General features: G+C 64.3%; 20 protein-coding genes. 19 read left to right on the top strand and 1 reads right to left on the bottom strand.

What is annotated here, in order from left to right:
- Positions 1-239 precede the first annotated feature (239 nt).
- From coq7 to lpxC, 18 genes are all read left to right on the top strand, one after another.
- Positions 240-872 (top strand): 2-polyprenyl-3-methyl-6-methoxy-1,4-benzoquinone monooxygenase, encoded by a 633-nt coding sequence (coq7, locus tag BUE39_RS24410; protein WP_073431292.1) that lies wholly within the window; start codon positions 240-242, stop codon positions 870-872.
- A 411-nt stretch (positions 873-1,283) separates the two neighbouring features.
- Positions 1,284-1,712: a division/cell wall cluster transcriptional repressor MraZ gene (gene mraZ, locus BUE39_RS24405; protein WP_073431291.1), complete on the top strand. Its 429-nt coding sequence runs from the start codon at positions 1,284-1,286 to the stop codon at positions 1,710-1,712.
- 27 nt (positions 1,713-1,739) lie between these two features.
- Complete coding sequence (gene rsmH / locus BUE39_RS24400; protein ID WP_073431290.1) at positions 1,740-2,681, top strand: 16S rRNA (cytosine(1402)-N(4))-methyltransferase RsmH; 942 nt, start codon at positions 1,740-1,742, stop codon at positions 2,679-2,681.
- Positions 2,678-3,028, top strand: a complete 351-nt coding sequence (gene ftsL, locus BUE39_RS24395; protein WP_073431289.1) for a cell division protein FtsL — start codon at positions 2,678-2,680, stop codon at positions 3,026-3,028. Before rsmH ends, ftsL begins: the two co-directional genes overlap by 4 nt.
- The gene (locus BUE39_RS24390) at positions 3,025-4,890 is read left to right on the top strand and encodes a peptidoglycan D,D-transpeptidase FtsI family protein (RefSeq protein WP_073431288.1); all 1,866 of its coding nucleotides are present in this window, start codon (positions 3,025-3,027) and stop codon (positions 4,888-4,890) included. Before ftsL ends, BUE39_RS24390 begins: the two co-directional genes overlap by 4 nt.
- Positions 4,887-6,443 carry a UDP-N-acetylmuramoyl-L-alanyl-D-glutamate--2,6-diaminopimelate ligase gene (locus BUE39_RS24385; RefSeq protein WP_073431287.1) on the top strand — a complete coding sequence of 519 codons (1,557 nt, stop codon included), beginning with the start codon at positions 4,887-4,889 and terminating at the stop codon, positions 6,441-6,443. Before BUE39_RS24390 ends, BUE39_RS24385 begins: the two co-directional genes overlap by 4 nt.
- Entirely contained in the window at positions 6,440-7,852 is a 1,413-nt protein-coding gene (locus BUE39_RS24380; protein ID WP_073431286.1) for a UDP-N-acetylmuramoyl-tripeptide--D-alanyl-D-alanine ligase, read from the top strand. Before BUE39_RS24385 ends, BUE39_RS24380 begins: the two co-directional genes overlap by 4 nt.
- 17 nt (positions 7,853-7,869) lie before the next feature.
- The gene (mraY, locus tag BUE39_RS24375; RefSeq protein ID WP_073431285.1) at positions 7,870-9,039 is read left to right on the top strand and encodes a phospho-N-acetylmuramoyl-pentapeptide-transferase; all 1,170 of its coding nucleotides are present in this window, start codon (positions 7,870-7,872) and stop codon (positions 9,037-9,039) included.
- Between the two features lie 26 nt (positions 9,040-9,065).
- Complete coding sequence (murD, locus tag BUE39_RS24370) at positions 9,066-10,583, top strand: UDP-N-acetylmuramoyl-L-alanine--D-glutamate ligase (RefSeq protein WP_073431284.1); 1,518 nt, start codon at positions 9,066-9,068, stop codon at positions 10,581-10,583.
- Positions 10,580-11,860 carry a putative lipid II flippase FtsW gene (gene ftsW / locus BUE39_RS24365; RefSeq protein ID WP_073431283.1) on the top strand — a complete coding sequence of 427 codons (1,281 nt, stop codon included), beginning with the start codon at positions 10,580-10,582 and terminating at the stop codon, positions 11,858-11,860. The genes murD and ftsW overlap by 4 nt, the downstream gene beginning before the upstream one ends.
- Positions 11,857-12,987, top strand: a complete 1,131-nt coding sequence (murG, locus tag BUE39_RS24360) for an undecaprenyldiphospho-muramoylpentapeptide beta-N-acetylglucosaminyltransferase (RefSeq protein WP_073431282.1) — start codon at positions 11,857-11,859, stop codon at positions 12,985-12,987. Before ftsW ends, murG begins: the two co-directional genes overlap by 4 nt.
- Positions 12,984-14,384, top strand: coding sequence for a UDP-N-acetylmuramate--L-alanine ligase (gene murC, locus BUE39_RS24355; protein WP_073431281.1), 1,401 nt, complete (start codon positions 12,984-12,986; stop codon positions 14,382-14,384). Before murG ends, murC begins: the two co-directional genes overlap by 4 nt.
- 1 nt (position 14,385) lies before the next feature.
- The gene (locus BUE39_RS24350; RefSeq protein ID WP_073431280.1) at positions 14,386-15,327 is read left to right on the top strand and encodes a D-alanine--D-alanine ligase; all 942 of its coding nucleotides are present in this window, start codon (positions 14,386-14,388) and stop codon (positions 15,325-15,327) included.
- 34 nt (positions 15,328-15,361) lie between these two features.
- Entirely contained in the window at positions 15,362-16,114 is a 753-nt protein-coding gene (locus tag BUE39_RS24345; protein WP_073431279.1) for a cell division protein FtsQ/DivIB, read from the top strand.
- 27 nt (positions 16,115-16,141) lie between these two features.
- Complete coding sequence (ftsA, locus tag BUE39_RS24340; protein WP_007180311.1) at positions 16,142-17,374, top strand: cell division protein FtsA; 1,233 nt, start codon at positions 16,142-16,144, stop codon at positions 17,372-17,374.
- Between the two features lie 132 nt (positions 17,375-17,506).
- On the top strand, positions 17,507-18,700 hold the full coding sequence (ftsZ, locus tag BUE39_RS24335) for a cell division protein FtsZ (protein WP_073431278.1): 1,194 nt from the start codon (positions 17,507-17,509) through the stop codon (positions 18,698-18,700).
- Positions 18,701-18,949: 249 nt separating this feature from the next.
- A complete protein-coding gene (locus BUE39_RS24330) occupies positions 18,950-19,453 on the top strand; it encodes a peroxiredoxin (RefSeq protein WP_073431277.1) in 504 nt (167 codons plus the stop codon).
- A 296-nt stretch (positions 19,454-19,749) separates the two neighbouring features.
- Positions 19,750-20,667 (top strand): UDP-3-O-acyl-N-acetylglucosamine deacetylase, encoded by a 918-nt coding sequence (gene lpxC, locus BUE39_RS24325; protein ID WP_073431276.1) that lies wholly within the window; start codon positions 19,750-19,752, stop codon positions 20,665-20,667.
- A 71-nt stretch (positions 20,668-20,738) separates the two neighbouring features.
- Here the strand turns inward: lpxC and BUE39_RS24320 are convergent, their stop codons facing one another.
- The gene (locus BUE39_RS24320; RefSeq protein ID WP_073431275.1) at positions 20,739-21,224 is read right to left on the bottom strand and encodes a DciA family protein; all 486 of its coding nucleotides are present in this window, start codon (positions 21,222-21,224) and stop codon (positions 20,739-20,741) included.
- A 290-nt stretch (positions 21,225-21,514) separates the two neighbouring features.
- On the opposite strand from BUE39_RS24320, the gene secA reads away from it, so the two are divergent.
- The gene (secA, locus tag BUE39_RS24315; protein ID WP_073431297.1) at positions 21,515-24,328 is read left to right on the top strand and encodes a preprotein translocase subunit SecA; all 2,814 of its coding nucleotides are present in this window, start codon (positions 21,515-21,517) and stop codon (positions 24,326-24,328) included.
- Positions 24,329-24,364 lie beyond the last annotated feature (36 nt).

The following is a 24,364-nucleotide window of genomic DNA, read 5'->3' as shown; positions in this document are numbered from 1 at the left end:
CTTGCTTGTCCAACTTCGCGAGAAGTTGCACGTAATGTAACAAAAGGCATACATGGCACAAAGAAAAAGGAGATAGCCGGGAACGCTCCTGTTTCGTTTACGCAACATGGTCTAAAATTCGAAATTGGCCGCCCGATTCATGCGAATTGGAGGTTTCCGCAGAACCGGCTTGATCCCGCAAATGCTTGTCGCGCGGGCCTGTCGGAGCGGCAAGCGGTTGTCGAATCAGGGAGCGCTTAATGTTTCTGGACGAGTTGATTAGCGAGTTTGATCGGGGTTTACGCTCAATGACCGGTGTATCGCGGATGAGTCGTCCGTTGCCGGTTCCGCAAGAATCGGTGGCGGAGCCGGTCGAATTGTCACCGGCGGAACGCGCGCACTCGGCCGGTTTAATGCGCGTGAACCATGTTGGCGAGGTATGTGCCCAAGCGCTTTACCAGGCGCAGAAACTGGCTACCCGGTCTCCGTCCCTGCGCGCCGTGTTCAATCACGCTGCAATCGAGGAGGAGGATCATCTCGCGTGGACCGCCAAACGCCTCGAGGCGCTCGACTCGCGCCCCAGCCTGTTGAACCCCCTTTGGTACACCGGCGCGCTGGCGATTGGACTCGCGGCGGGGCGCCTCGGCGACCGGGTGAGTCTCGGCTTCATGGCCGAAACCGAGCGCCAGGTCGAGCAACACCTCGATAGCCATCTGGACAAGCTGCCCGCGGCCGACCGCGAGTCGCGCGCGATCGTCGAGCAGATGTGCGCGGACGAAGTACGGCACGGTAAGGCCGCCATGGATGCGGGCGGCGTCGAATTGCCGTTCCCGGCGCGCGCCATGATGCGCGCGGTATCGAAAGTCATGACGCGCACCGCCTATTACATATAAGCCCGAGCGGGTTGCCCCAGGCATCGCCCGAAAGTGGGACGGCCCGTCACCCGTCGTCCCTGAAACTCCTCCGAACGCCCGCCAACACCTCCCCGCTTCGCTTGACGATCTCTTACGTCGCGCGCCTTTCCCTCGCGCTTTTCACGTATCACCTTCACAAGTTGCACTAGCTCATTCATTTATAACGGTTTTCCGTTTTATGTCTGACATGAAGGAGTGGCGCTAAGTCCTTGTTCTAACAAACAAAATTCGTCCGAAAAGCGTGTTTCTCCCTTGACCCCTGTTTAGCGTTCCTCTAAAGTGGGAGACAGTGTGAGAAAGTGTATTTTTGTGTGATCTCACGGGTAGTTTGGGGTAGATTTTCACGAAACGGGCAGCCGGCGCAAAAGCGCCGCAAGACGGGAGAGCGAAGTGTTCCAAGGGGCGTCGGCGCTGACACTCGATGCGAAAGGGCGGATGTCGATCCCCTCTCGCTATCGGGATGCGCTGCAGACACAGGCAGAGGGCCGGGTGACGATCACCAAGCACCCGGATGGCTGCCTGTTGCTCTTTCCGCGCCCTGAATGGGAGATCTTCCGCGAGAAGGTCGGCAATCTGCCCATGAACGCGACCTGGTGGCGCCGCATTTTTCTCGGCAATGCAATGGACGTCGATATGGACGGCGCGGGCCGCGTGCTCGTGTCGCCGGAATTGCGCATGGCCGGCTCGCTGGAAAAGGAAGTAACGCTGCTCGGCATGGGCCGGCACTTCGAGCTGTGGGACGCACAAACCTACGCCGCGAAGGAACAGGCGGCGATCGCCGAGGGCATGCCCGAAGCGTTAAAGAATTTCACGTTCTGATCGCGGCATACATATATGGCACCTGCGATGGGAAACGAATTGCAGCATCGCACGGTGCTGCTGGAAGAAGCGGTCAATGCGCTGGTCACGCGCGCGGACGGCGTGTATGTGGACGGCACCTTCGGGCGCGGCGGTCATAGCCGGCTGGTGCTGGAGAGGTTGGGGGAAGCCGGGCGTCTGATCGCGTTCGACAAAGACCCGCTCGCCATCGCCACCGCGCAGCAGATCGAGGATCCGCGCTTTGAGATCGTGCACGAGAGTTTTGCTTCACTGCGCAGCGCAATCGCGGAGCGCGGAGTAGGGCGGGTGTCGGGTGTTTTACTGGATCTGGGCGTGTCGTCGCCGCAAGTCGACGACCCGGAGCGGGGCTTCAGCTTTCGCGCCGACGGTCCGCTCGACATGCGCATGGACCCGACGCGCGGCGAGTCTGCCGCTGACTGGCTGGCGCGGGCCACGGTGCAGGAATTGACGGAGGTGATACGAGATTATGGGGAAGAACGGTTTGCTTTTCAGATTGCAAAGGCGCTTGTTGCTCGCCGGGCAGAGTCCGACCGTCTTGGGCCTCTCGTCAGCACGGGCGAGCTTGCCCAAATCGTGGCTAACGTCGTCAAAACCCGTGAGAAGGGCAAGGATCCGGCAACCCGCACCTTTCAGGCTATACGGATTCACATCAATCAAGAGCTTGCGGAGCTGCAAGTCGTTTTAGAAGCAGCGTTGTCGCTGTTGGAGCAAGGGGGGCGGCTGGTGGTCATCAGCTTTCATTCGCTCGAGGACCGGATCGTCAAGCGATTCATGCAGGCGCACGCCAGTACGCCCGCGGTGGATCGCCGCCTGCCGATTCGCGCCGTCGATCTGCCGAGCCCTCCGCTCAAAGTCATCGGCCGCGTGTTCCCGAGCGACGCTGAAGTCGCCGCGAATCCGCGCGCCCGTTCTGCCGTAATGCGGGTGGCGGAGCGGATCGCACCATGAATCGCCTCAATATCTTCCTGCTGATGATCGTGATGGGCTGCGCCTTGTCGGTCGTCAACGCCACCAATCAGCAGCGTCAGATCTTCATTCAGTTGCAGCGCGCGCAATCCCAGGAGCGTCAACTGCAGCAGGATTATTCGCAGCTTCAATATCAGCAGAGCGCGCTGTCGAAAACGTCGCGTATCGAGCAGCTCGCCACGGCCTCGCTGAAAATGCAGGCGGTCAGCACCGGCCGCACGCAATATCTGACGCTCGACCCGCACGCCGCCAAGGCCGAAGATGCGCCCATCCCGACTTCCGGTCCGGCGTCGGCGCCGTCCGCGACCGCCCGCGGAGGCGTGCGATGAAAAAATCGTCGGCTCGCAAAAGCGTGGCTTTCTCGGCGAACCCGATCCTCTCGGTGCGTCTGCCGATGTGGCGCTCCAAGCTCGTCGTGTTCCTGCTGTTCATGGCGTTTGTCGCGCTGGCCGGGCGCGCGTTCTGGATCCAGGGGCCGGGCAACGCGTTCTATCAGAAGCAGGGCGAAATCCGCTATCAGCGCCGCCTCGAACTGCCGGCCACGCGCGGCAAGATTCTCGACCGCAACGGTCTCGTGCTCGCCACGAGTCTGCCGGTGCGCGCCATCTGGGCGATTCCCGAATCCGTGCCGGACGATCTCGGCGCCGACAAGCTCACCGCGCTCGGCAAGCTGCTCGACATGACGAGCAAGGAGTTGCGCACCAAGCTGTCGGAAGACAAGACGTTCGTCTACGTGAAGCGCCAGGTGCCGGTCGACGTCGCCGCGAAGGTCGCCGCGCTCGGGATTCCCGGCATTTACGCGCGCGACGAGTACAAGCGTTTCTACCCGGAAGGCGAGATCACGGCGCACCTGATCGGCTTCACCAATGTGGAAGACGAAGGTCAGGAAGGCGTCGAACTCGGCGACCAGAAGCTGCTCGCCGGCGTGTCGGGCAGCCGCCGCGTGATCAAGGACCGCATCGGCCACATCATCGAGGACGTGGACGAGCAGGTCGTGCCCCATAACGGCAAGGACGTGGATCTGTCGATCGACAGCAAGATCCAGTACATCGCGTACACGAACCTGAAAGCGGCCGTGCAGAAATTCAAGGCGAAGGCCGGCGCTGCGATGGTGATCGACGTACGCACCGGCGAAGTGCTGGCGCTCGTCAATTACCCCACGTACAACCCGAACGACCGTTCACACCTCACCGGCGATCAGTTGCGCAACCGCATCCTGACCGACACCTTCGAGCCCGGCTCGATCATGAAGCCGTTCACCGTGTCGCTCGCGCTGGATCTGCACCGCGTGACGCCGACTACACTGGTGGATACGGGTTCGGGCCGCTTCGTGCTCGACGGTGCGCCGATTACCGACGACAGCGCCTTCGGCGTGCTGACCGTGGGCGGCGTGATCCAGAAATCGAGCAACATCGGCGCAACGAAGATCGCCATGCAGCTCAAGCCCGAAGAGATGTGGAATATGTACACCAGCATCGGTCTCGGCCAGGCGCCGAAGGTCGGCTTCCCCGGCGCGGCGGCTGGCCGTCTGCGTTCGTGGAAGAACTGGCGCCGCATCGAACAGGCGACCATGTCTTACGGCTACGGCCTGTCCGTGTCGCTGTTCCAGTTGGGCCGCGCATACACCGCGATCGCGCACGACGGCGAGATCATGCCGGTGTCGATTTTCCGCGCGCCGGGCGATCAGCCGGCTGCGGGCCCGCAAATCTTCTCGCCGACCACTGCTCGCCAGGTGCGCGCGATGCTCGAAACCGTGACGGCGCCGGGCGGCACCTCGCCGGACGCCGCCGTGCCGGGTTATCGCGTCGGCGGCAAGAGCGGCACCGCGTACAAGCACGGCCCGCACGGCTACGACCACTCGAAGTACCGCGCATCGTTCGTCGGCATGGCGCCGATGCCGAATCCGCGCATCGTGGTGGCCGTGTCGGTCGACGAACCCACGGCGGGCAGCCACTTCGGCGGCCAGGTCTCGGGACCGGTGTTCTCCGGCATCGTCGGCGATACGCTGCGCTCGCTGAACGTGCCGCCCGACATGCCCGTCAAGCAGATGGTGGTGTCGGACGACGCGGCGCCCGCCGCGCCGAACACGCCGGCCACGGCCGCAACGGCCAGGAAGCTCTCCACTAACGCCGGCGCGAAGAAGATGACGATCTCCGCCAGCGCGAAAAACCATCCCGGAGTCGTGCGATGAGCGTACTCCGTAACAGACATCCGGCGCACCGGCAGATCGTCGACGCCTTGGCCTGGCTGCGCGCGCGCGTGCAGCCAGGCGCGCATCTGCATGCGGACACACGCTCGCTCGCGGCGGGCGACGCGTTTTTCGCCTACGCGGTCGACGGCGCGGACAACCGCCCGTTCATCGACGGCGCGCTCGAATGCGGCGCGGCCGCGGTGCTGGTTCAGCCTGAAGGCTACGACGGCATCGTCGATCCGGCCACGACACTGGCCGTGCCGGCGCTGAACGAGCTCGCCGGCTCGATCGCGAGCGCCTGGTATGGCGATCCGAGCGACACGATGCTCGCGATCGGCATCACCGGTACGAACGGCAAGACTTCCTGCAGCCAGTGGATCTCGGCGGCGTTGGCCGCGCTCGGCACGCGCTGCGCGATCATCGGCACGCTCGGCACCGGGTTGCCGGGTCAACTCGTGCACACCGGTTTCACCACGCCCGACGCGCCGCAACTGCAACGCAGCCTCGCGCGATTGCGCGACGCAGGCGCGCAGGCGGTCGCGATGGAAGTGTCGTCGCATGCATTGCATCAGGGTCGCGTGAACGGCACGGCGTTCGACATCGCCGTGTTCACGAATCTCACGCAAGACCATCTCGACTACCACGGCACCTTCGAAGCCTACGAAGCAGCCAAGGCGCGTCTTTTCGCGTGGCCCGAACTGCGCGCGGCGGTGATCAACCGCGACGACCCCGCTGGCCGGCGCCTGCTGGCAAGCACGCAAGGGCACGCGCGCACGATCGCCTACGGGCTCGATGAAACCGGCACGTCCCAGCAAGATGCGCCGCAAGCCGATGCCTGGCTTGTCGCATCGAAGGTTCGCGCCACCGCCACGGGCACCGCGTTTCATCTGGCTACGTCCGACTGGGGCAACGCCGAAGCCGAAGTGCAAACGCTCGGCGGATTCAACGTTGCGAATCTGCTCGGCGTGTTGGGCGCGTTGCTCGCTGCGGACGTGCCGTTCGACGCCGCGCTTGCCGAACTGGCGAAGCTCCAGCCGGTGAACGGCCGTATGCAGCGCCTCGGCGGCCGCTTGCAGAACGACGAACCGCTCGTCGTGATCGACTATGCGCACACGCCGGACGCGCTGGAAAAAACCCTCGAAGCACTGCGCCCGATGGCGGCCGCTCGCGGCGGTCAACTGATCTGCATGTTCGGCTGCGGCGGCGACCGCGACGCCACCAAGCGTCCGCTGATGGGCGCGATTGCCGAGAAAACCGCCGACGGCGTGGTGGTGACCAGCGACAATCCGCGCGGCGAAGATCCGCAATCGATCATCGAGCAGATCGTCGCGGGAATGAAAGACGCGTCCAAAGCGCGCCGCATCGAGGACCGCGCGAGCGCGATTCTGCAAGCGATCCGCGGCGCCGCGCGCGAAGACGTCATCGTGCTGGCCGGCAAGGGGCACGAGGCAACCCAGGAAATCATGGGCAAGAAGCGCGCTTTCTCCGATCAGGATCACGCTCGTCTCGCGCTCGCCGCGCGGGCGACGCATGCACGCGGGGGTGGCGAATGACGATGTTCTCGCTGCGGGAAGCCGCCGCGCTGATTCCCGGCGCCACCGTGATCGGCGACGACAGCGTCGCGTTCGAACGCGTGTCGACCGATAGCCGCAGCGCCGGTCCGGGCGATCTGTTCGTCGCGATCAAGGGCGAGCGCTTCGACGCGCACGACTTCCTTGCGGAAGTCGCGTCGCGCAACGTCACGGCGGTCCTGGTCGCGCATACACCCGACGACTGGCGTGTGCCCGCCTTGCGCGTGGCCGATACGCGCGTGGCGCTCGGCGCGCTCGCGCGCGGCTGGCGCCGCCGGTTCGGCATGCCGCTCGTCGCGGTGACGGGCAGCAACGGCAAGACCACGGTCAAGGAAATGATCGCGTCGATCTTCGCCGCCGCGGTGGGCGCGGATGCCCGCCTTGCGACCGCCGGCAATTTCAACAACGACATCGGTTTGCCGCTCACGCTGTTCCGCCTGCACGCCGCGCATCAACTGGCGGTGGTCGAGCTCGGCATGAACCATCCGGGCGAAACCTCGCTGCTCGCGAAGATCGCCGAGCCCACGGTGGCGGTGGTGAACAACGCGCAGCGCGAGCACCAGGAATTCATGGCGACCGTCGAAGCGGTCGCGCTCGAACATGCGAGCGTGATTCACGCGCTCGCCCCGGACGGCGTCGCGGTGTTTCCGGCCAATGACGCCTACGCGAGCATCTGGCGCGTCGCGGCGACCGGCAACCGCATCATCGACTTCGCTTTGAACGACGCCGAGCATGTCACCGAAGCGGCCGTGAAAGGCAGCTTCGTGGGCAACGTGCTCAGCATCGACACGCCGCAAGGCCACGTCGAAGTCACGCTGCAAGTGCTCGGCAACCACAACGCGCACAACGCACTCGCCGCGACGGCCGCCGCCCTCGCCGCGGGCGTGTCGCTCGACGCGATCAAGCGCGGTCTCGAAGCGTTCGGCGCGGTGAAGGGCCGCTTGCAGGTGAAGCGTGCCGCGCTCGGCGCGCTCGCCGGCGCCACCGTGATCGACGACACCTACAACGCGAACCCCGATTCGATGCGCGCCGCGATCGACGTGCTCGCCTCATGTGCCGCGCCGCGCGTGCTGGTGATGGGCGACATGGGCGAAGTCGGCGACAACGGTCCGGCGTTTCACCGCGAAATCGGTGCGTACGCCAGGGAACGCGGCATCGACGCGCTGTACGCGATGGGCGACGCCTCGCGCGACGCCTGCGCCGCGTATGGCGCCGACGCGCATCACGTCGCCGATATCGGCACGCTGGTCGCGCAATTGCAGCAGGCCGGTTTCGTCGCTGCCGCAACGTTTCTCGTGAAAGGCTCGCGCTTCATGCAAATGGAGCGCGTGGTGGACGCCGTAACGAGTCCACAACCCAACCCGGCGGGCAATGCGCCCGCCGCACATTGAAATAGAAGGACCGAAGCATGCTACTGGCGCTGGCGCAATGGCTGCAGAATGACGCAAGCTTCTTGCGCGTGTTCAGTTATCTGACTTTCCGTGCGGTGGCGGCAACCATCACCGCGCTGCTGATCGGGCTCGTCTGCGGCCCGGCGGTGATCCGCAAGCTGACCGCGATGAAGGTCGGCCAGGCCGTCCGCAAGGACGGTCCGCAAACGCACCTCGTCAAATCCGGCACGCCGACCATGGGCGGCGTGCTGATCCTGCTCGGCATCGCCGTGGCCACGCTGCTGTGGGCAGATCTGACCAACCGCTTCATCTGGATCGTGATGCTCGTCACGTTCGGCTTCGGGGTGATCGGTTGGGTCGACGATTACCGCAAGGTGGTCTACAAGGACCCGCGCGGCATGTCGTCGCGCGAGAAGTATTTCTGGCAGTCGGTGATCGGTCTGTTCGCGGCCGTGTATCTCGCGTTCAGCGTGTCGGAAGCGAACAACGTGCGCGTGTTCGACCTGTTCATGGCATGGGTGCGAAGCGGCTTGTCGATGGGCTTGCCCGCGCGCGCCGACCTGATGCTGCCGTTCGTCAAGTCGATCAGCTATCCGCTCGGCGTGTGGGGCTTCATCGTGCTGACGTATCTGGTGATCGTCGGCTCCAGCAACGCGGTGAATCTCACCGACGGTCTCGATGGTCTCGTGATCATGCCCGTCGTGCTGGTCGGCGCGTCGCTCGGCGTGTTCGCCTACGTGATGGGCAGCTCGGTCTTCTCGAAATACCTGCTGTTTCCGCATATCCCCGGCGCGGGCGAACTGCTGATCTTCTGTTCTGCGATGGGCGGGGCGGGGCTCGCGTTCCTCTGGTTCAACACGCACCCCGCGCAGATGTTCATGGGCGACGTCGGCGCGCTCGCGCTCGGCGGCGCGCTCGGCACGGTGGCGGTGATCGTGCGCCAGGAAATCGTGCTCTTCATCATGGGCGGCATTTTTGTCGCGGAGACGCTTTCCGTGATGTTGCAGGTTGCGTGGTTCAAATTCACCAAGCGTCGTTTCGGCGAAGGCCGGCGTCTCTTCAAGATGGCGCCGCTGCATCACCATTTCGAGCTGTCGGGGTGGAAGGAAACGCAAGTGGTGGTGCGTTTCTGGATCATCACGCTCATGTTGTGTCTGTTCGGTTTGTCCACGCTCAAACTGCGTTAAGCAGCAGGTATTAGGGGAAGCAGGCGATGTTCGGCGAGAAGTTTCGGGATCGGCAAAAGCCGATGGTGCTCGTGCTGGGACTGGGTGAATCCGGTCTCGCGATGGCGCGCTGGTGCGCGCGGCACGGCTGTCGGCTGCGTGTGGCCGATACGCGCGAGGTGCCGCCGAACCTGTCCGCCCTCGAAGCGCATGCCGTCGACGCCGAATTCGTCGGCGGGCCGTTTTCTCCCGTGTTGCTCGAAGGCGTCGAACTCGTGGCGATCAGCCCCGGCTTGTCGCCGCTCGCCGCCGACCTGCTGCCGTTGATCACGGCGGCGCGCGAGCAGGACATTCCGGTGTGGGGCGAACTCGAATTCTTCTCGCAGGCGCTGCGGACGCTCGGCGAAAGCGGCTACGCGCCGAAGGTCGTCGCGATCACCGGCACCAACGGCAAGACCACGACCACGAGCCTTACGGGCCTGTTGTGCGAACGCGCCGGCAAGAAGGTCGCGGTCGCGGGCAACATCAGCCCGGCTCTGCTCGACAAGCTCACCGAGGCGATCGACAACACCGCGCTGCCCGACGTGTGGGTACTGGAACTATCGAGCTTCCAGCTTGAAACCGCGCACACGTTCAGCCCAGACGCGGCGGTGGTGCTGAACATCACGCAAGACCACCTGGACTGGCACGGCGGCCTCGATGCCTATGCCGCCGCGAAGGGCCGCATCTTCGGTACACAGACCGTGCGCGTGCTGAACCGCGACGACTCGCGCGTCATGGCGCTCGCGCCCTCCGAAGAGAGCGACGCGGCGATCATCACCTTCGGCGTCACCGAGCCGAAGAACGACGGCGATTACGGCTTGCTGCGCGATAACGGCATGGTCTGGCTGGTTCAGGCGCACGATCTCGACGCGAGCGACGAGTCCGCCGCGCCGAAGCGTCGCCGCAAGAACGAAGTGGTCGCGCCGCCGAACATCGCGCTCAAGCGCCTCATGCCCGCGGACGCCTTGCGCATCCGAGGCCTGCACAATGCCGCGAATGCGCTCGCCGCCTATGCGCTCGCGCGCGCGATCGGCTTGCCCGGCGCGCCGTTGCTGCACGGTCTGCGTGAATATCGCGGCGAGCCGCATCGCGTGGAACTGATCGCGTCGATCGACGGCATCGATTACGTCGACGACAGCAAGGGCACCAACGTCGGCGCGACGGTCGCCGCGCTCGACGGCCTCGCGCAGCGCGTCGTGCTGATCGCCGGCGGCGACGGCAAGGGCCAGGATTTCGAACCGCTCGCCGAGCCGGTGACGCGCTGGTGCCGCGCCGTGATGCTGATCGGCCGCGACGCGCCGCTGATCCGCGCCGCGCTGGAACACACCGGCATCGCGCTGACCGATCAGGCCACGCTCGAGGAAGCGACGCGCGCGGCCACCGCGCTAGCGCAGCCCGGCGACGCCGTGCTGCTGTCGCCGGCGTGCGCGAGCTTCGACATGTTCAAGAGCTACGCGCACCGCGCCGCGGTGTTCCGCGGCGCCGTGGAAGACATCGCTGCCGAACGGGGGACGATGATATGAGCTGGTCCGAACGATTCGGCTCGCGCACTGGCGGCTCGCGCGAAAGCGCCGGCGCCGTGGGCGGCGCGGCTCGCGCAGCCGGCCGCGCGGACGGCAGCGGCCTCGCGAGCGCCGTCAACGGCGTGCGTCCGCTGCGCTCGCGCATGCTCGACTACGACCACTCGCTGCTGTGGGTGGTCGTCGCGCTGCTGGGTCTTGGCGTCGTGATGGTGTATTCGGCGTCGATCGCGATGCCCGATTCGCCGAAATACGCGTCGTATCGCGACTATGCGTTCCTCGTGCGCCAGATCATCTTCGTGGTGATGGGCTCGGTGATCGGCATCGTGTCGTTCCGCATTCCGATTTCGACGTGGGACAAGTACGCGCCCAAACTCTTCCTGCTCGCGTTGCTTGCGCTCGTGATCGTGCTGATTCCGCACGTCGGCAAGGGCGTGAACGGCGCGCGCCGCTGGATTCCGCTCGGCATCACGAACATGCAGCCGTCGGAAATCATGAAGCTCGCGGTGACGATTTACGCGGCGAACTACACGGTGCGCAAGCAGGAATACATGCACAGCTTCGCCAAGGGCTTCTTGCCGATGGCGGTGGCGGTCGGGCTCGTCGGCGCGTTGCTGCTGCTCGAACCGGACATGGGCGCGTTCATGGTGATCGCGGCGATCGCGATGGGCGTGCTGTTTCTCGGCGGCGTGAACGGCAAGCTGTTCGGCGGCCTCGTGGCCACCGCGGTCGGCACGTTCAGCTTGCTGGTGTGGGCGTCGCCGTGGCGTCGCGAGCGGATCTTCGCGTACCTCGATCCGTGGGACGACCGCTACGCGCAAGGCAAGGCTTATCAATTGACGCACTCGCTGATCGCGTTCGGGCGCGGCGAGTGGTTCGGCGTGGGCCTGGGCGGCAGCGTCGAGAAGCTCAACTATCTGCCGGAAGCGCATACCGACTTCATCCTCGCGGTGATCGGCGAGGAACTCGGCTTTATCGGCGTGCTGATGGTGATCCTGATGTTCTACTGGATCGTGCGCCGCTCGTTCGAGATCGGCCGTCAGGCGCTCGCGCTCGACCGCACGTTCGCGGGCCTGGTGGCGAAGGGCGTGGGCATCTGGTTCGGCGCGCAGACGTTCATCAACATGGGCGTGAACCTCGGCTTGCTGCCGACCAAGGGGCTCACGCTGCCGCTCGTGAGCTACGGCGGTTCGGGCATCGTACTGAACTGCGTGGCGGTTGCCGTGTTGATGCGGGTGGATTACGAGAACCGGGTTCTCATGCGCGGAGGAAAAGTATGACCTCCCTGCCGCAACGCACGCTGATGGTGATGGCCGGCGGCACCGGGGGACACGTGTTCCCTGGTCTCGCGGTCGCTCATCTGATGCAGACGTGGGGCTGGAAGGTCGTCTGGCTCGGCAACCCTGCCGGCATGGAAGCGACGCTGGTGCCGAAGCACGGCATCGCGATGGAATACGTGCGCTTTGGCGGCCTGCGCGGCAAGGGCCTCAAAACCAAGCTGATGCTGCCCGTGAATCTGCTGCGTGCCTGCGCGCAAAGCCTGAGCGTGCTGCGTCGCGTGAAGCCGGATGTCGTGCTGGGCATGGGCGGATACATCACGTTCCCGGCCGGCTTGATGACAGTATTGAGCGGCCGTCCGCTGGTCTTGCATGAACAGAATTCGATCGCGGGCCTCGCGAACAAAGTGCTCGCGAAGCTCGCGAAACGTGTGCTGGTCGCGTTCCCGAATACGCTGCCGCACGGCGAATGGACCGGCAACCCGATCCGCGCGGAACTTGCACGCGCAATCGCACCCAAAGCACGCTACGCGCAACGCAAGGGCCCGTTGAATGTGCTCGTGGTGGGCGGCAGTCTCGGCGCGGCCGCGTTGAACGAAGTGGTGCCGCGCGCGGTCGCGCTGCTGGCGCCGAACGAACGTCCGCGCATCGTGCATCAGGCGGGCGCGAAGCATATCGACGCGCTGCGCGAGAACTACACGGAAGCGGGATTGCAAACCGCCGACGGCGAGCAAGCCGGCGTCGAACTCGTCGCCTTCATCGACGACATGACGAGCGCCTACGCGAACGCGGACCTCGTGATTTGCCGCGCGGGCGCGATGACGGTCGCGGAGATTTCAGCGGTCGGCGTGGCGGCGTTTTTCGTGCCGTTCCCGTATGCGGTGGACGATCACCAGACCACCAATGCAGCGTTCCTCGCCGACAACGGCGCGGCGCTTGTCGTGCAGCAACGCGACCTGTCGGCGGAAACGCTCGCCGAATGGTTGCGCAGCCAGACGCGCGAGACCCTCGCGGAAATGGCGGAGCGTTCGCGCTCGCTCGCGAAACCCGACGCCACGGAACAGGTCGCGCAGATTTGCGCGACCGTGGCGGGTTCGATTTCGGGCGCGAGCCCAGAAGGAAAGCAATGAAACACATCGTCAAACACATTCATTTTGTCGGCATCGGCGGTGTCGGCATGAGCGGCATCGCGGAGGTGCTGCTCAATCTCGGCTATCAGGTGAGCGGCTCGGATCTGTCGAAGAACGCCGTGACCGATCGGCTGGCGGCGCTCGGCGCGCGCATCGCGATCGGCCACGCGGCGGAGAACATCGAGGACGCGAACGCGGTGGTCGTCTCCACGGCGGTGCGCAGCGACAACCCCGAAGTGCTGGCCGCGCGCCATCGCCGTATTCCGATCGTGCCGCGCGCGGTGATGCTCGCGGAGTTGATGCGCCTGAAGCAGGGCATCGCGATTGCCGGCACGCACGGCAAGACCACTACCACGTCGCTGGTGGCGAGCGTGCTGGCCGCGGGCGGGCTCGATCCGACCTTCGTGATCGGCGGACGGCTGATCAGCGCGGGCGCGAATGCGCGGCTGGGCACGGGCGACTTCATCGTCGCGGAAGCGGACGAATCGGACGCGTCGTTCCTGAACCTGTTCCCGGTGATCGAGGTCATCACGAACATCGACGCGGATCACATGGACACCTACGGCCACGACTTCGCGCGGCTCAAGCAGGCGTTCATCGAGTTCACGCATCGTCTGCCGTTCTACGGCATTGCCGTGCTGTGCGTCGACGATCCGAGCGTGAAGGAAATCCTGCCGTTCGTGTCGAAGCCGATCATCCGCTACGGCCTGGCGCCCGATGCGCAAGTGCGTGCGGTCAACGTCGAAGCGCGCGGCGGCAAGATGCATTTCACCGCGATGCGCGAAGACGCGCCGCCGCTCGACATCGTGTTGAACCTGCCGGGCGAGCACAACGTGCAGAACGCGTTGGCCGCGATTGCGATTGCGACTGAACTCGAAGTGAAAGATGCCGATATCCAGCGAGCGCTGGCGGATTTCAACGGCGTGGGCCGGCGCTTTCAGCGCTACGGCGAGGTGCCGGTCGTGGCCGACGGTAAAACCGGCGCGTACACGCTGGTCGACGATTACGGGCATCACCCGGTTGAAATGGCGGCCACGGTGGCGGCGGCGCGCGGTGCGTTCCCCGGCCGGCGTCTGGTGCTGGCGTTTCAGCCGCACCGCTTCACGCGCACGCGCGATTGCTTCGAGGACTTCGTGAAGGTGCTGTCGACCGTCGACGCGTTGGTGCTCACCGAAGTCTATGCGGCCGGCGAAGCGCCGATCGTCGCCGCGGACGGCCGCGCGTTGGCGCGGGCGCTGCGGGTGGCGGGCAAGGTCGAGCCGGTGTTCGTCGATACGGTGGATGAAGTGCCGGACGCGCTCGCTGCATTGGTGCGCGACGGCGATGTGGTGATCACGATGGGCGCGGGTTCGATCGGCGGTGTGCCGGGTCGTCTCGCGCAGGAAACGAAGGTGTGAGATGAGCAGTATCGACCCTAAACAATTCGGCAAGGTGGCAGTGCTCCTCGGTGGAAATTCCGCCGAGCGCGAGGTGTCGCTCAATTCCGGCCGCCTCGTGCTGCAAGGTCTGCGCGACGCCGGTATCGACGCGCATCCGTTCGATCCGGCCGAGCGTCCGCTCGCCGCGTTGAAGGACGAAGGCTTCGTGCGCGCGTTCAACGCGCTGCACGGCGGCTACGGCGAGAACGGCCAGATCCAGGGCGCACTCGATTTTTACGGCATCCGCTACACGGGAAGCGGCGTGCTCGGCTCGGCGCTCGGTCTCGACAAGTTCCGCACCAAGCTCGTGTGGCAGCAACTCGGCATTCCGACGCCGCCGTTCGAAGCCGTGCTGCGCGGCGACGACTACGAAGCGCGCTCCCACGAGATCGTCGCGAAGCTCGGCTTGCCGCTCTTCGTGAAGCCGGCGAGCGAAGGGTCGAGCGTCGCGGTGATCAAGGTGAAGAGCGCCGACGCATTGCCGGCGGCGCTGATCGAAGCGGTCAAGTACGACAGGATCGTGGTGGTCGAAAAGAGCATCGAGGGCGGCGGCGAGTACACCGCGTGCATCGCCGGCGATCTCGACCTGCCGGTGATCCGCATCGTGCCGGCCGGCGAGTTCTACGACTATCACGCGAAGTACATCGCCAACGACACGCAATACCTGATTCCGTGCGGCCTGACGGCGGATGAGGAAGCGCGTCTGAAAGTGCTGGCGCGCCGCGCGTTCGACGTGCTCGGCTGCACCGATTGGGGTCGCGCCGATTTCATGCTCGACGCCGACGGCAACCCGTACTTCCTGGAAGTGAACACGGCGCCCGGCATGACCGATCACTCGCTGCCGCCGAAAGCGGCGCGCGCGGTGGGCATCAGCTATCAGGAACTGGTCGTCGGCGTGTTGGCGCTGACCTTGAAGGACTGAGAAGGACTAAACGGGGCAACTCGAAAGCAACACCATGTGGAACAACGTTCGCCAGCTCAATCTCGCCGCCAACGCATTGCATGCGTTGCTGGTGCTCGTGCTGCTGGCGGCAGGCGGTTACTGGCTGATCCAGCGTCCGAACTTCGCGCTGCACGAGATTCAGATCGACGGCGATACCGAGCACATCAATTCGCCGACGGTGCGCGCCGGTGTGGTCGGGCGTCTGAAGGGCAACTTTTTCACGGTCGATCTCGACGTCGCGCGTCAGGCGTTCGAGCAGATGCCGTGGGTGCGTCACGCGAGCGTGCGGCGTGTCTGGCCGAATGCGCTGGCTGTCACGCTCGAAGAGTACAAACCGCTGGGGACGTGGGGCAGCGATCAACTGGTGAGCGTGGACGGCGAACTGTTCACCGCGAACCAGGGCGAACTCGAAGAGGAGCTGCCTGCATTCGACGGCCCGGACGGAACGGCGAAGGAAGTCGTCGCGCGGTATCACGACTTCCAGAAATGGTTTGCGCCGTTAGGCGCGACGCCCGAGGAAGTGACGCTGTCGCCGCGCTACGCGTGGACGGTGAAGCTGTCGAACGGCATGCAGGTGGAACTTGGACGCGAACGCAATCAGGACACGCTGCTCGATCGCAGCAAGCGCCTGACCGCGGCCTGGAACGCGGTGACGCAACGTTGGGGGAAGGACATTGAGTATGCGGACTTGCGCTATCCGAACGGTTTCGCGATTCGTGCCGCTGGCATGCGCTTCATCAGCGAACCCGACAAGGGCAAGAAGTAAACGGACATCACACGCAATGAGCACGCTATGAGTAAAGACTATAAAGATCTGCTGGTCGCCCTCGACATCGGGACGTCGAAGGTGGTGGCCATCGTCGCCGAGTTGAAGGGCGAGGGTCACTACGAGGTGATCGGTCTCGGCCAGAGCGAATCGAAGGGGCTCAAAAAGGGCGTGGTGGTGAACATTGAGGCCACCGTGCAGTCCATTCAACGTGCGCTCGAAGAAGCGGAGTTGATGGCCGACTGCAAGATCACCAACGTATTCACCGGCATCGCCGGCAGCCATATCCGCAGCTTCAATTCGAGCGGCATGGTGGCGATCAAGGAAAAGGAAGTCACGCAGACGGATGTGGCGCGCGTGATCGAGACGGCGAAGGCGATCAACATCCCGACCGATCAGCAGGTGCTGCACATCCTCACGCAGGAATTCATCATCGACGGCCAGGAAGATGTGCGCGAGCCGATCGGCATGAGCGGCATTCGTCTCGAAGTGAAGGTGCATATCGTCACCGGCGCGGTGAGCGCGGCGCAGAACATCGTCAAGTGCGTGCGCCGTTGCGGGCTCGAAGTGAACGATCTGATTCTGCAGCCGCTGGCGTCGTCGCTGGCGGTGCTGACCGAGGACGAAAAGGAACTCGGCGTGGTGCTGGTCGATATCGGCGGCGGCACGACGGATATCGCGATTTTCAGCGAAGGCGCGATCCGCCATACGGCGGTGATTCCGATCGCCGGCGACCAGATCACGAGCGATATCGCGATGGCCCTGCGCACGCCGACGCCGGACGCGGAAGACATCAAGGTGGATTACGGCATCGCCAAGCAGGCGCTGGCCGATCCCGACGAAATGATCGAAGTGCCGGGTCTCGGCGAGCGCGGTCCGCGCACGCTGTCGCGCCAGGCGCTGGCGGCGGTGGTCGAGCCGCGTGTCGAGGAACTGTTTTCGCTCGTGCAGCAGGTGGTGCGCGAGTCGGGTTACGAGGAACTGCTGAGCTCCGGCGTGGTGCTGACCGGCGGCGCGTCGATGATGCTCGGCATGGTCGAACTGGGCGAGGACATTTTCCTAAAGCCGGTGCGCATCGGCGTGCCGGAATACGCGGGCGGTCTCGCCGACGTGGTGCGCAACCCGCGTTATTCGACGGCGATGGGCCTGCTCGTCGAAGGACGCTCGCAACGCATGCGCGGCCGCAAGGTCGCGGTGCAGTCGGGGTCGATGGGGCAGGTGTTCACGCGAATGAAGGACTGGTTCCTCGGCAACTTCTAACGAATTGGCTTTAAAGAACGGGCTTTAAAAAATACGCGCTGGTGCCGGCGGCCGGCGCGCGACAGGAGGTTGCCCGATCTCCTGCCGAATAACGGCCGAGTGGCTGCAATTTTTTATCTTGACGGAGGCAACATGGAATTCCAGATGCTGGAAACCGAAACGAACGGCACCATCATCAAGGTGATCGGAGTCGGTGGCGCTGGCGGCAATGCCGTTCAGCACATGATCAACAAAGGCGTGCAAGGCGTCGACTTCATCGTGATGAACACGGATGCGCAGGCGCTGTCGCGCTCGCGCGCCACCGCGGTGATCCAGCTCGGCAATACGGGGCTTGGCGCTGGCGCCAAGCCGGAAATGGGCCGCGCGGCAGCGGAAGAAGCGCGTGAACGCATCGCGGATTCGCTGCGCGGCGCGCACATGGTGTTCATCACCGCCGGCATGGGCGGCGGCACGGGCACGGGCGCGGCGCCGGTGGTCGCGCAGATCGCCAAGGAAATGGGCATCTTGACCGTCGGCGTGGTCAGCAAGCCGTTCGAATTCGAAGGCGGCAAGCGGATGCGCGTCGCGGAAGCCGGTTCGCAGCAACTGGAGGATCACGTCGACTCGCTGATCGTCGTTCTGAACGACAAGCTGTTCGAGGTGATGGGCGATGACGCCGAGATGGACAAGTGCTTCCAGTGCGCAGACGACGTTCTGAACAACGCGGTTGCCGGCATCGCGGAAATCATCAACGTCGACGGTCTGGTGAACGTCGACTTCGAGGACGTGAAGACGGTGATGGGCGAACAGGGCAAGGCGATGATGGGCACGGCGACGGTCGCCGGCGTCGATCGCGCGCGTCTGGCCGCAGAGCAGGCTGTCGCCAGCCCGCTGCTGGAAGGTGTGGATCTGTCGGGCGCGCGTGGCGTGCTGGTGAACATCACGTCGAGCCGTTCGCTGCGTCTGTCGGAAACGCGCGAAGTGATGAACACCATCAAGAGCTATGCGGCGGAAGACGCCACGGTGATCTTCGGCGCGGTGTACGACGATGCAATGGGCGACGCGCTGCGCGTGACGGTCGTGGCAACGGGTCTGGGTCGCGCGGCGAAGAAGCAGCAATCGGCACCGATGACGCTGCTGCGCACCGGCACCGACAACCAGCCGGTCAACGCGCACCACGCCGGCTATACGCCGTCGCACGCGAGCACCGCCGATTACGGCGCGCTGGATACGCCGGCTGTGTGGCGCACGTCGCGCGATACGGCGGCGTCGCATGTGCAGGCGTTGCAGGAAAAGGGCGTCGACACGTACGACATTCCGGCGTTCCTGCGCAAGCAGGCGGACTGAGCGCACGAGCAGGCTTTCGTCGCCGCGCTGTTTTAAAAGCGTTGGCGGACGACTGCACCAGCGTGGCGGGTGAACGGCGATCAGGCCGCGTATCGTCGGATTCGCGGCAAGGACAAGTGCCCTCTTCGGATTTGCGAAGCGGATGGGGCGACTGTCGCCGGACGGCGCAGCCTGCGATTGGGCTGACGCTGAAATCACTGCGACACGACGACGTGCGAGCATGCTCCGCATCGATGCAAAGGACTGAGCATGATTCAGGCAGGTGACAAGCTGCCCGACGCGACACTCTTCGAATTCGTCGAAGACGAGCGGGCGGGCTGCACGATCGGGCCTAACAGCTTCGACGTGCGCGAGCAGACGGCGGGCAAGCGCGTGGTGATCTTCGGATTGCCGGGCGCGTTCACGCCGACCTGTTCGGCCAAACATGTACCGGGTTATGTCGAGCATGCCGAGCAGTGTCGCGCGCTTGGCGTCGACGAGATCTGGTGCGTGTCCGTCAACGACGCGTTCGTAATGGGCGCGTGGGGACGCGATCAGCACGCCTCGGGCAAGGTGCGCATGATGGCGGACGGCAGCGCGGCTTTCACGCGGGCACTCGGTTTGGAGCAGGATTTGTCGGCGCGCGGCATGGGAATCCGTTCCCAGCGCTACGCAATGGTGGTCGACGACGGCGTGGTCAAGACGTTGAACGTCGAGGCTGCCGGCAAATTCGAAGTCAGCGATGCAGGGAGTATTCTGGCTACGTTGAGCTAGTCACTCGACGTCGAGTCCTCGCGCTCGATCACGCAGCGGTACGCCGCGAGCCTGTTGTGCAGGGGCAACGACGGATAAGACGCTTTTGTGACATGCCGTTACGCGGGCCGATGACCGGAAACGCCTCCGTTCCGGACATCGGCCCGTCACGCTTTCCCTGGCAGCCGCCCAGCGGGTAATGGAGCGAAACAGATTGATACGTTCCATGCGACGACGCTCCTTAGGGTAATGGAGTATAATTCGTGCTATGGAACAAAAAGTCCCGATTGGGATTTTCAATCGAATAGAAGATCACCATGTTGAAGCAGCGCACTATCAAATCGATCGTCAAGACAGTCGGCATCGGCCTGCATTCCGGCCGTAAAGTCGACTTGACGCTCCGTCCGGCGGCGCCGGATACCGGCATCGTGTTTTCGCGCGTGGATTTGCCCACGCCGGTGGATATTCCCGCATCGGCAATGTCGATTGGCGATACGCGCCTCGCTTCGGTGCTGCAGAAAGACGGCGCGCGCGTGTCGACGGTCGAGCATTTGATGTCCGCCTGCGCCGGTCTCGGCATCGACAATCTTTACGTCGACGTCACCGCCGAGGAAATCCCGATCATGGACGGCAGCGCGGGTTCTTTCGTGTTTCTGATTCAATCGGCCGGTATTGAAGAACAGAACGCGGCGAAGAAATTTATCAAGGTCACCAAGCCAGTCGAAATTCGCGACGGCGATAAATTCGCGCGTCTCGATCCGTATTTCGGTTTCAAGCTCAAATTCACGATCGATTTTCGTCATCCGGCTGTGGATAAAACCGGTCAGGCGCTGGAAGTGGATTTCGCCAATACGTCATACGTGCGGGAAATCGCCCGTGCCCGTACTTTCGGGTTCGCGCATGAAGTCGAAATGATGCGCGAACTGGGCCTGGCGCGCGGCGGCAGCATGGACAACGCGATCGTGCTCGACGAATACCGCATTCTGAACAACGACGGCCTGCGTTACGACGACGAATTCGTGAAGCACAAGATGCTCGACGCGATCGGCGACCTGTATGTGATCGGTCATCCGCTGCTGGCTTCGTACAACGCGTACAAGTCGGGTCACGGCCTGAACAATGCGCTGCTGCGCGAACTGCTGGCGCATGAAGATGCGTACGAAATCGTCACCTTCGACGACCAGCAAAAAGCGCCGCGCGGCTTCGCCTACGAGACGCAGACGGCTTTTGCATAAGCTCTGCGGTTGAAAACCTCGAAGCGAACGGATGATAAACAAGCGGCCCAAACGGGCCGCTTGTTTTTTGCTCAGCGATTTCTCCGATGTCGTGCCGCCATTTTCGCCAGCGCTTCCTGTAGCGGCGACGGCGCGAGCGATTCGCTCAACGCGTGCAGCGCGTCGGCGCCGACCGGCGTCATGCGCGCCTGCTTGGCCGGCGGCGGTTCCTTGACAGGCTGCGGCCGCACGCGGATTCGCAGCGCATTCACCGGCCAGCCGCGCTGCTGCAAATCGGATAGCAAGCGCGGCTCGATGTGCCGCAAACGCGCCGCCAAAGCGTTGTGCGCGGCAAACAGCGCCAGCACGCCTTCCTTGATGAAGCTGGGCTCCACGCTGGTTGCCAGATAGTCGGGCAGCAATTCCCGCAAATCCTTCTCCAGCGCGGCGATCTGCTCGACGCCCGCGCGCAGGGCCGCGAACGCGTCGGTGCGCTTGAGCACCTCGGCGACGGGCTGTGGGCGGCGCGCGTTGAACTGCTTGGGCGGCGGCCTCGAAAAGGACGGAGAACGGCTCATGTTCGATCGTGACGGCGTGTTCGCGCCCCATGCGCGTTCACGCCGCGATTGTACCGCGCGAGACACGTCGCGGTCCGCCTCGAACGGCGCCGCCGGAGCTCGCTGCGACGGGCTTCGGACGCCTTGCCGCCGTCGCACCGCTGACACAGGCGCGGGCTGGGGCGCGTGCTAAAATGCGCGATTCGAATTCACTCTTGGACTAAGCCGCCGAGGCCCTTCCGACCCGGGAGCGCACGTGCATGAACCGCACGCCGCGAACCAGCCGAAGCCGCGACGCAGACACCGATCCGATGACCACCGGCTTTCTACAGAAGATTTTTGGCAGCCGCAATCAGCGGTTAGTCAAGCAATACCAAAAGACCGTCGCGGCGATCAATGCGCTCGAGCCGCAGATCGAGCAATTGGCGGACGATCAACTGCGCGCCAAAACGGGTGAATTCCGCCAGCGCGTCGCGAGCGGCGAATCGCTCGACAAGCTCCTGCCGGAAGCCTTCGCGGTGTGTCGCGAGGCGAGCAAGCGGACGCTGAAAATGCGCCACTTCGACGTGCAGCTGATCGGCGGCATGGTCTTGCACTACGGCAAGATCGGCGAAATGCGCACCGGCGAAGGCAAGACGCTCGTCGCCACGTTGCCGGTCTACCTGAACGCGCTGTCGGGCCGCGGCGTGCACGTCGTCACGGTCAACGACTATCTCGCGCAGCGCGACGCCGAATGGATGGCGCGGCTGTACAACTTCCTCGGCATGTCGGTCGGCATCAATCTGTCGCAGATGGATCACGCGGCCAAGCAACAGGCCTACGCCGCCGACATTACCTACGGCACCAACAACGAATTCGGCTTCGACTACCTGCGCGACAACATGGTCTACGAGACCGACGCGCGCGTGCAGCGAGCCCTCAATTTCGCGGTGGTCGACGAGGTCGACTCGATCCTGATCGACGAAGCCCGCACGCCGCTGATCATCTCCGGCCAGGCCGAGGATCACACCGAACTCTACGTGCGCATGAACGCGCTGCCGCCGCTGCTCGAACGCCAGATCGGCGAAGAGAAGGCGGACGGCACCGGCGTCGAGAAGCCGGGCGACTACACGCTGGACGAGAAAGGCCGTCAGGTGTTCCTGACGGAATCGGGCCACGAAAAGGCGGAGCGTCTGCTCGCCGAGTGGGGCTTGATCGGCGAGGGCGAAAGCCTGTATGCGCCGCAGAACATCACGCTGATGCACCACGTGTACGCGGCGCTGCGCGCGCACACGCTGTTCTTCAAGGATCAGCACTACGTGGTGCAGAACGGCGAGGTGGTCATCGTCGACGAATTCACCGGCCGTCTGATGTCGGGCCGCCGCTGGTCGGACGGCTTGCACCAGGCCGTCGAGGCGAAGGAACACGTCAAGATCCAGAGCGAGAACCAGACGCTCGCTTCGATTACGTTCCAGAACTACTTCCGCATGTACGCGAAGCTGGCCGGCATGACCGGCACGGCCGATACCGAAGCGTACGAATTCAACGAGATCTACGGGCTCGAGACGGTCGTGATCCCGACCAACCGTCCGCCCAAGCGGATCGACAAGCAGGATCAGATCTACAAGACCGCGAAGGAACGCTACGACGCGGTGATCCGCGACATCCGCGATTGCTATGAGCGCGGGCAGCCGGTGCTGGTCGGCACGACGTCGATCGAAAACTCGGAACTGCTGTCGCATCTGCTGAAGCAGGCCGGCTTGTCGCACGAGGTGCTGAACGCGAAGCAGCACGCGCGTGAAGCGGAGATCGTCGCCGAAGCGGGCCGTCCGAAACGCATCACGATCGCCACCAACATGGCCGGCCGCGGCACCGACATCGTGCTCGGCGGCAACGCGGAAAAGCAGGCGTCGTTCATCGAACAGGACGAAACGATTCCGGCCGACGAAAAGCAGCGCCGCATCCAGAAGCTGCACGACGAATGGCAGGCGCTTCACGATCAGGTGAAGGCCGCGGGCGGTCTGCACATCATCGGCACCGAGCGTCACGAGTCGCGCCGGATCGACAATCAGTTGCGCGGCCGTGCGGGCCGTCAGGGCGACCCCGGTTCGTCGCGCTTCTATCTGTCGCTGGAAGATCCGCTGCTGCGCATTTTCGCGGGCGACCGCGTGCGCGCGATCATGGATCGCCTGAAGATGCCGGAAGGCGAAGCGATCGAGGCGGGCATCGTGTCGCGCTCGATCGAATCGGCGCAACGCAAGGTGGAAGCGCGCAACTTCGACATTCGCAAGCAATTGCTCGAATACGACGACGTGTCGAACGATCAGCGCAAGGTGATCTACCAGCAACGCAATGAATTGCTCGAAGCGAACGACATCACGGAAACCATCGGCGCCATGCGCCATGGCGTGATCGCCGACATCGTTCATCAGTTCGTGCCGGCCGGCAGCATCGAGGAGCAGTGGGACGTGCCTGAACTGGAGGAAGTGCTGCGCAACGAATGGCAGCTCGACCTCGCGATCCAGGAAATGATCAACGAGTCGAACTCGATCAGCGTGGACGAGATTCTCGAAGCGGTCGAAGGCGCCGCGGACGAAGCGTACGAAGCGAAGGTCGAACTGGTCGGCCGCGAATCGTTCAGCGCGTTCGAACGCTCCATCATGTTGCAAACGCTGGATCGCAGTTGGCGCGAACATCTGGCCGCGCTCGATCATCTGCGCCAGGGCATTCACCTGCGCGGCTATGCGCAGAAGAATCCGAAGCAGGAATACAAGCGCGAGGCGTTCGAACTGTTCGCCGCCATGCTCGACGCCGTCAAGCTCGAAGTCACCCGCGTGGTGATGAACGTGCAGATCCAGTCGCCGGAACAACTGGAACAGGCGGCCGAGCAGTTCGAGGAGCAGGGCAGCCACCTCGAAAACGTCGAATTCCGTCATGCCGAATTCGCCGAGGCCGCCGCCGCGGCACCCGTTGCCGCCGAGGCGGCCACCGCCGCCATGATCGGCGAGGCGATGAGCCACGGCTCGTCGTCGCACGCGGCGGGCTCGCGTGTCAGCGCGGACGAGGTGCCGAAGGTCGGCCGCAACGACCCGTGCCCGTGCGGCAGCGGCAAGAAGTACAAGCAGTGCCACGGCAAGATCGCGTAATGCCGAAGGCGGCGCGCTTCCGAGCGCGCCGCGTCG

The organism is Paraburkholderia terricola (assembly GCF_900142195.1).
In the GTDB taxonomy this organism is placed as follows: Bacteria; Pseudomonadota; Gammaproteobacteria; order Burkholderiales; family Burkholderiaceae; genus Paraburkholderia; species Paraburkholderia terricola.
This window is presented reverse-complemented; position numbering and strand designations above follow the sequence as displayed.

Bases quoted from the DNA above. Each gene is read 5' to 3' on its own strand.
- ftsZ (WP_073431278.1), top strand. From the start codon at position 17,507: ATGGAATTCCAGATGCTGGAAACCGAAACGAACGGCACCATCATCAAG.
- murG (WP_073431282.1), top strand. From the start codon at position 11,857: ATGACCTCCCTGCCGCAACGCACGCTGATGGTGATGGCCGGCGGCACC.
- ftsA (WP_007180311.1), top strand. From the start codon at position 16,142: ATGAGTAAAGACTATAAAGATCTGCTGGTCGCCCTCGACATCGGGACG.
- secA (WP_073431297.1), top strand. From the start codon at position 21,515: ATGACCACCGGCTTTCTACAGAAGATTTTTGGCAGCCGCAATCAGCGG.
- rsmH (WP_073431290.1), top strand. From the start codon at position 1,740: ATGGGAAACGAATTGCAGCATCGCACGGTGCTGCTGGAAGAAGCGGTC.
- BUE39_RS24385 (WP_073431287.1), top strand. From the start codon at position 4,887: ATGAGCGTACTCCGTAACAGACATCCGGCGCACCGGCAGATCGTCGAC.
- mraY (WP_073431285.1), top strand. From the start codon at position 7,870: ATGCTACTGGCGCTGGCGCAATGGCTGCAGAATGACGCAAGCTTCTTG.
- coq7 (WP_073431292.1), top strand. From the start codon at position 240: ATGTTTCTGGACGAGTTGATTAGCGAGTTTGATCGGGGTTTACGCTCA.
- ftsW (WP_073431283.1), top strand. From the start codon at position 10,580: ATGAGCTGGTCCGAACGATTCGGCTCGCGCACTGGCGGCTCGCGCGAA.
- BUE39_RS24345 (WP_073431279.1), top strand. From the start codon at position 15,362: ATGTGGAACAACGTTCGCCAGCTCAATCTCGCCGCCAACGCATTGCAT.
- BUE39_RS24390 (WP_073431288.1), top strand. From the start codon at position 3,025: ATGAAAAAATCGTCGGCTCGCAAAAGCGTGGCTTTCTCGGCGAACCCG.
- murD (WP_073431284.1), top strand. From the start codon at position 9,066: ATGTTCGGCGAGAAGTTTCGGGATCGGCAAAAGCCGATGGTGCTCGTG.
- BUE39_RS24350 (WP_073431280.1), top strand. From the start codon at position 14,386: ATGAGCAGTATCGACCCTAAACAATTCGGCAAGGTGGCAGTGCTCCTC.
- murC (WP_073431281.1), top strand. From the start codon at position 12,984: ATGAAACACATCGTCAAACACATTCATTTTGTCGGCATCGGCGGTGTC.
- lpxC (WP_073431276.1), top strand. From the start codon at position 19,750: ATGTTGAAGCAGCGCACTATCAAATCGATCGTCAAGACAGTCGGCATC.
- ftsL (WP_073431289.1), top strand. From the start codon at position 2,678: ATGAATCGCCTCAATATCTTCCTGCTGATGATCGTGATGGGCTGCGCC.
- BUE39_RS24330 (WP_073431277.1), top strand. From the start codon at position 18,950: ATGATTCAGGCAGGTGACAAGCTGCCCGACGCGACACTCTTCGAATTC.
- BUE39_RS24320 (WP_073431275.1), bottom strand. From the start codon at position 21,224: ATGAGCCGTTCTCCGTCCTTTTCGAGGCCGCCGCCCAAGCAGTTCAAC.
- BUE39_RS24380 (WP_073431286.1), top strand. From the start codon at position 6,440: ATGACGATGTTCTCGCTGCGGGAAGCCGCCGCGCTGATTCCCGGCGCC.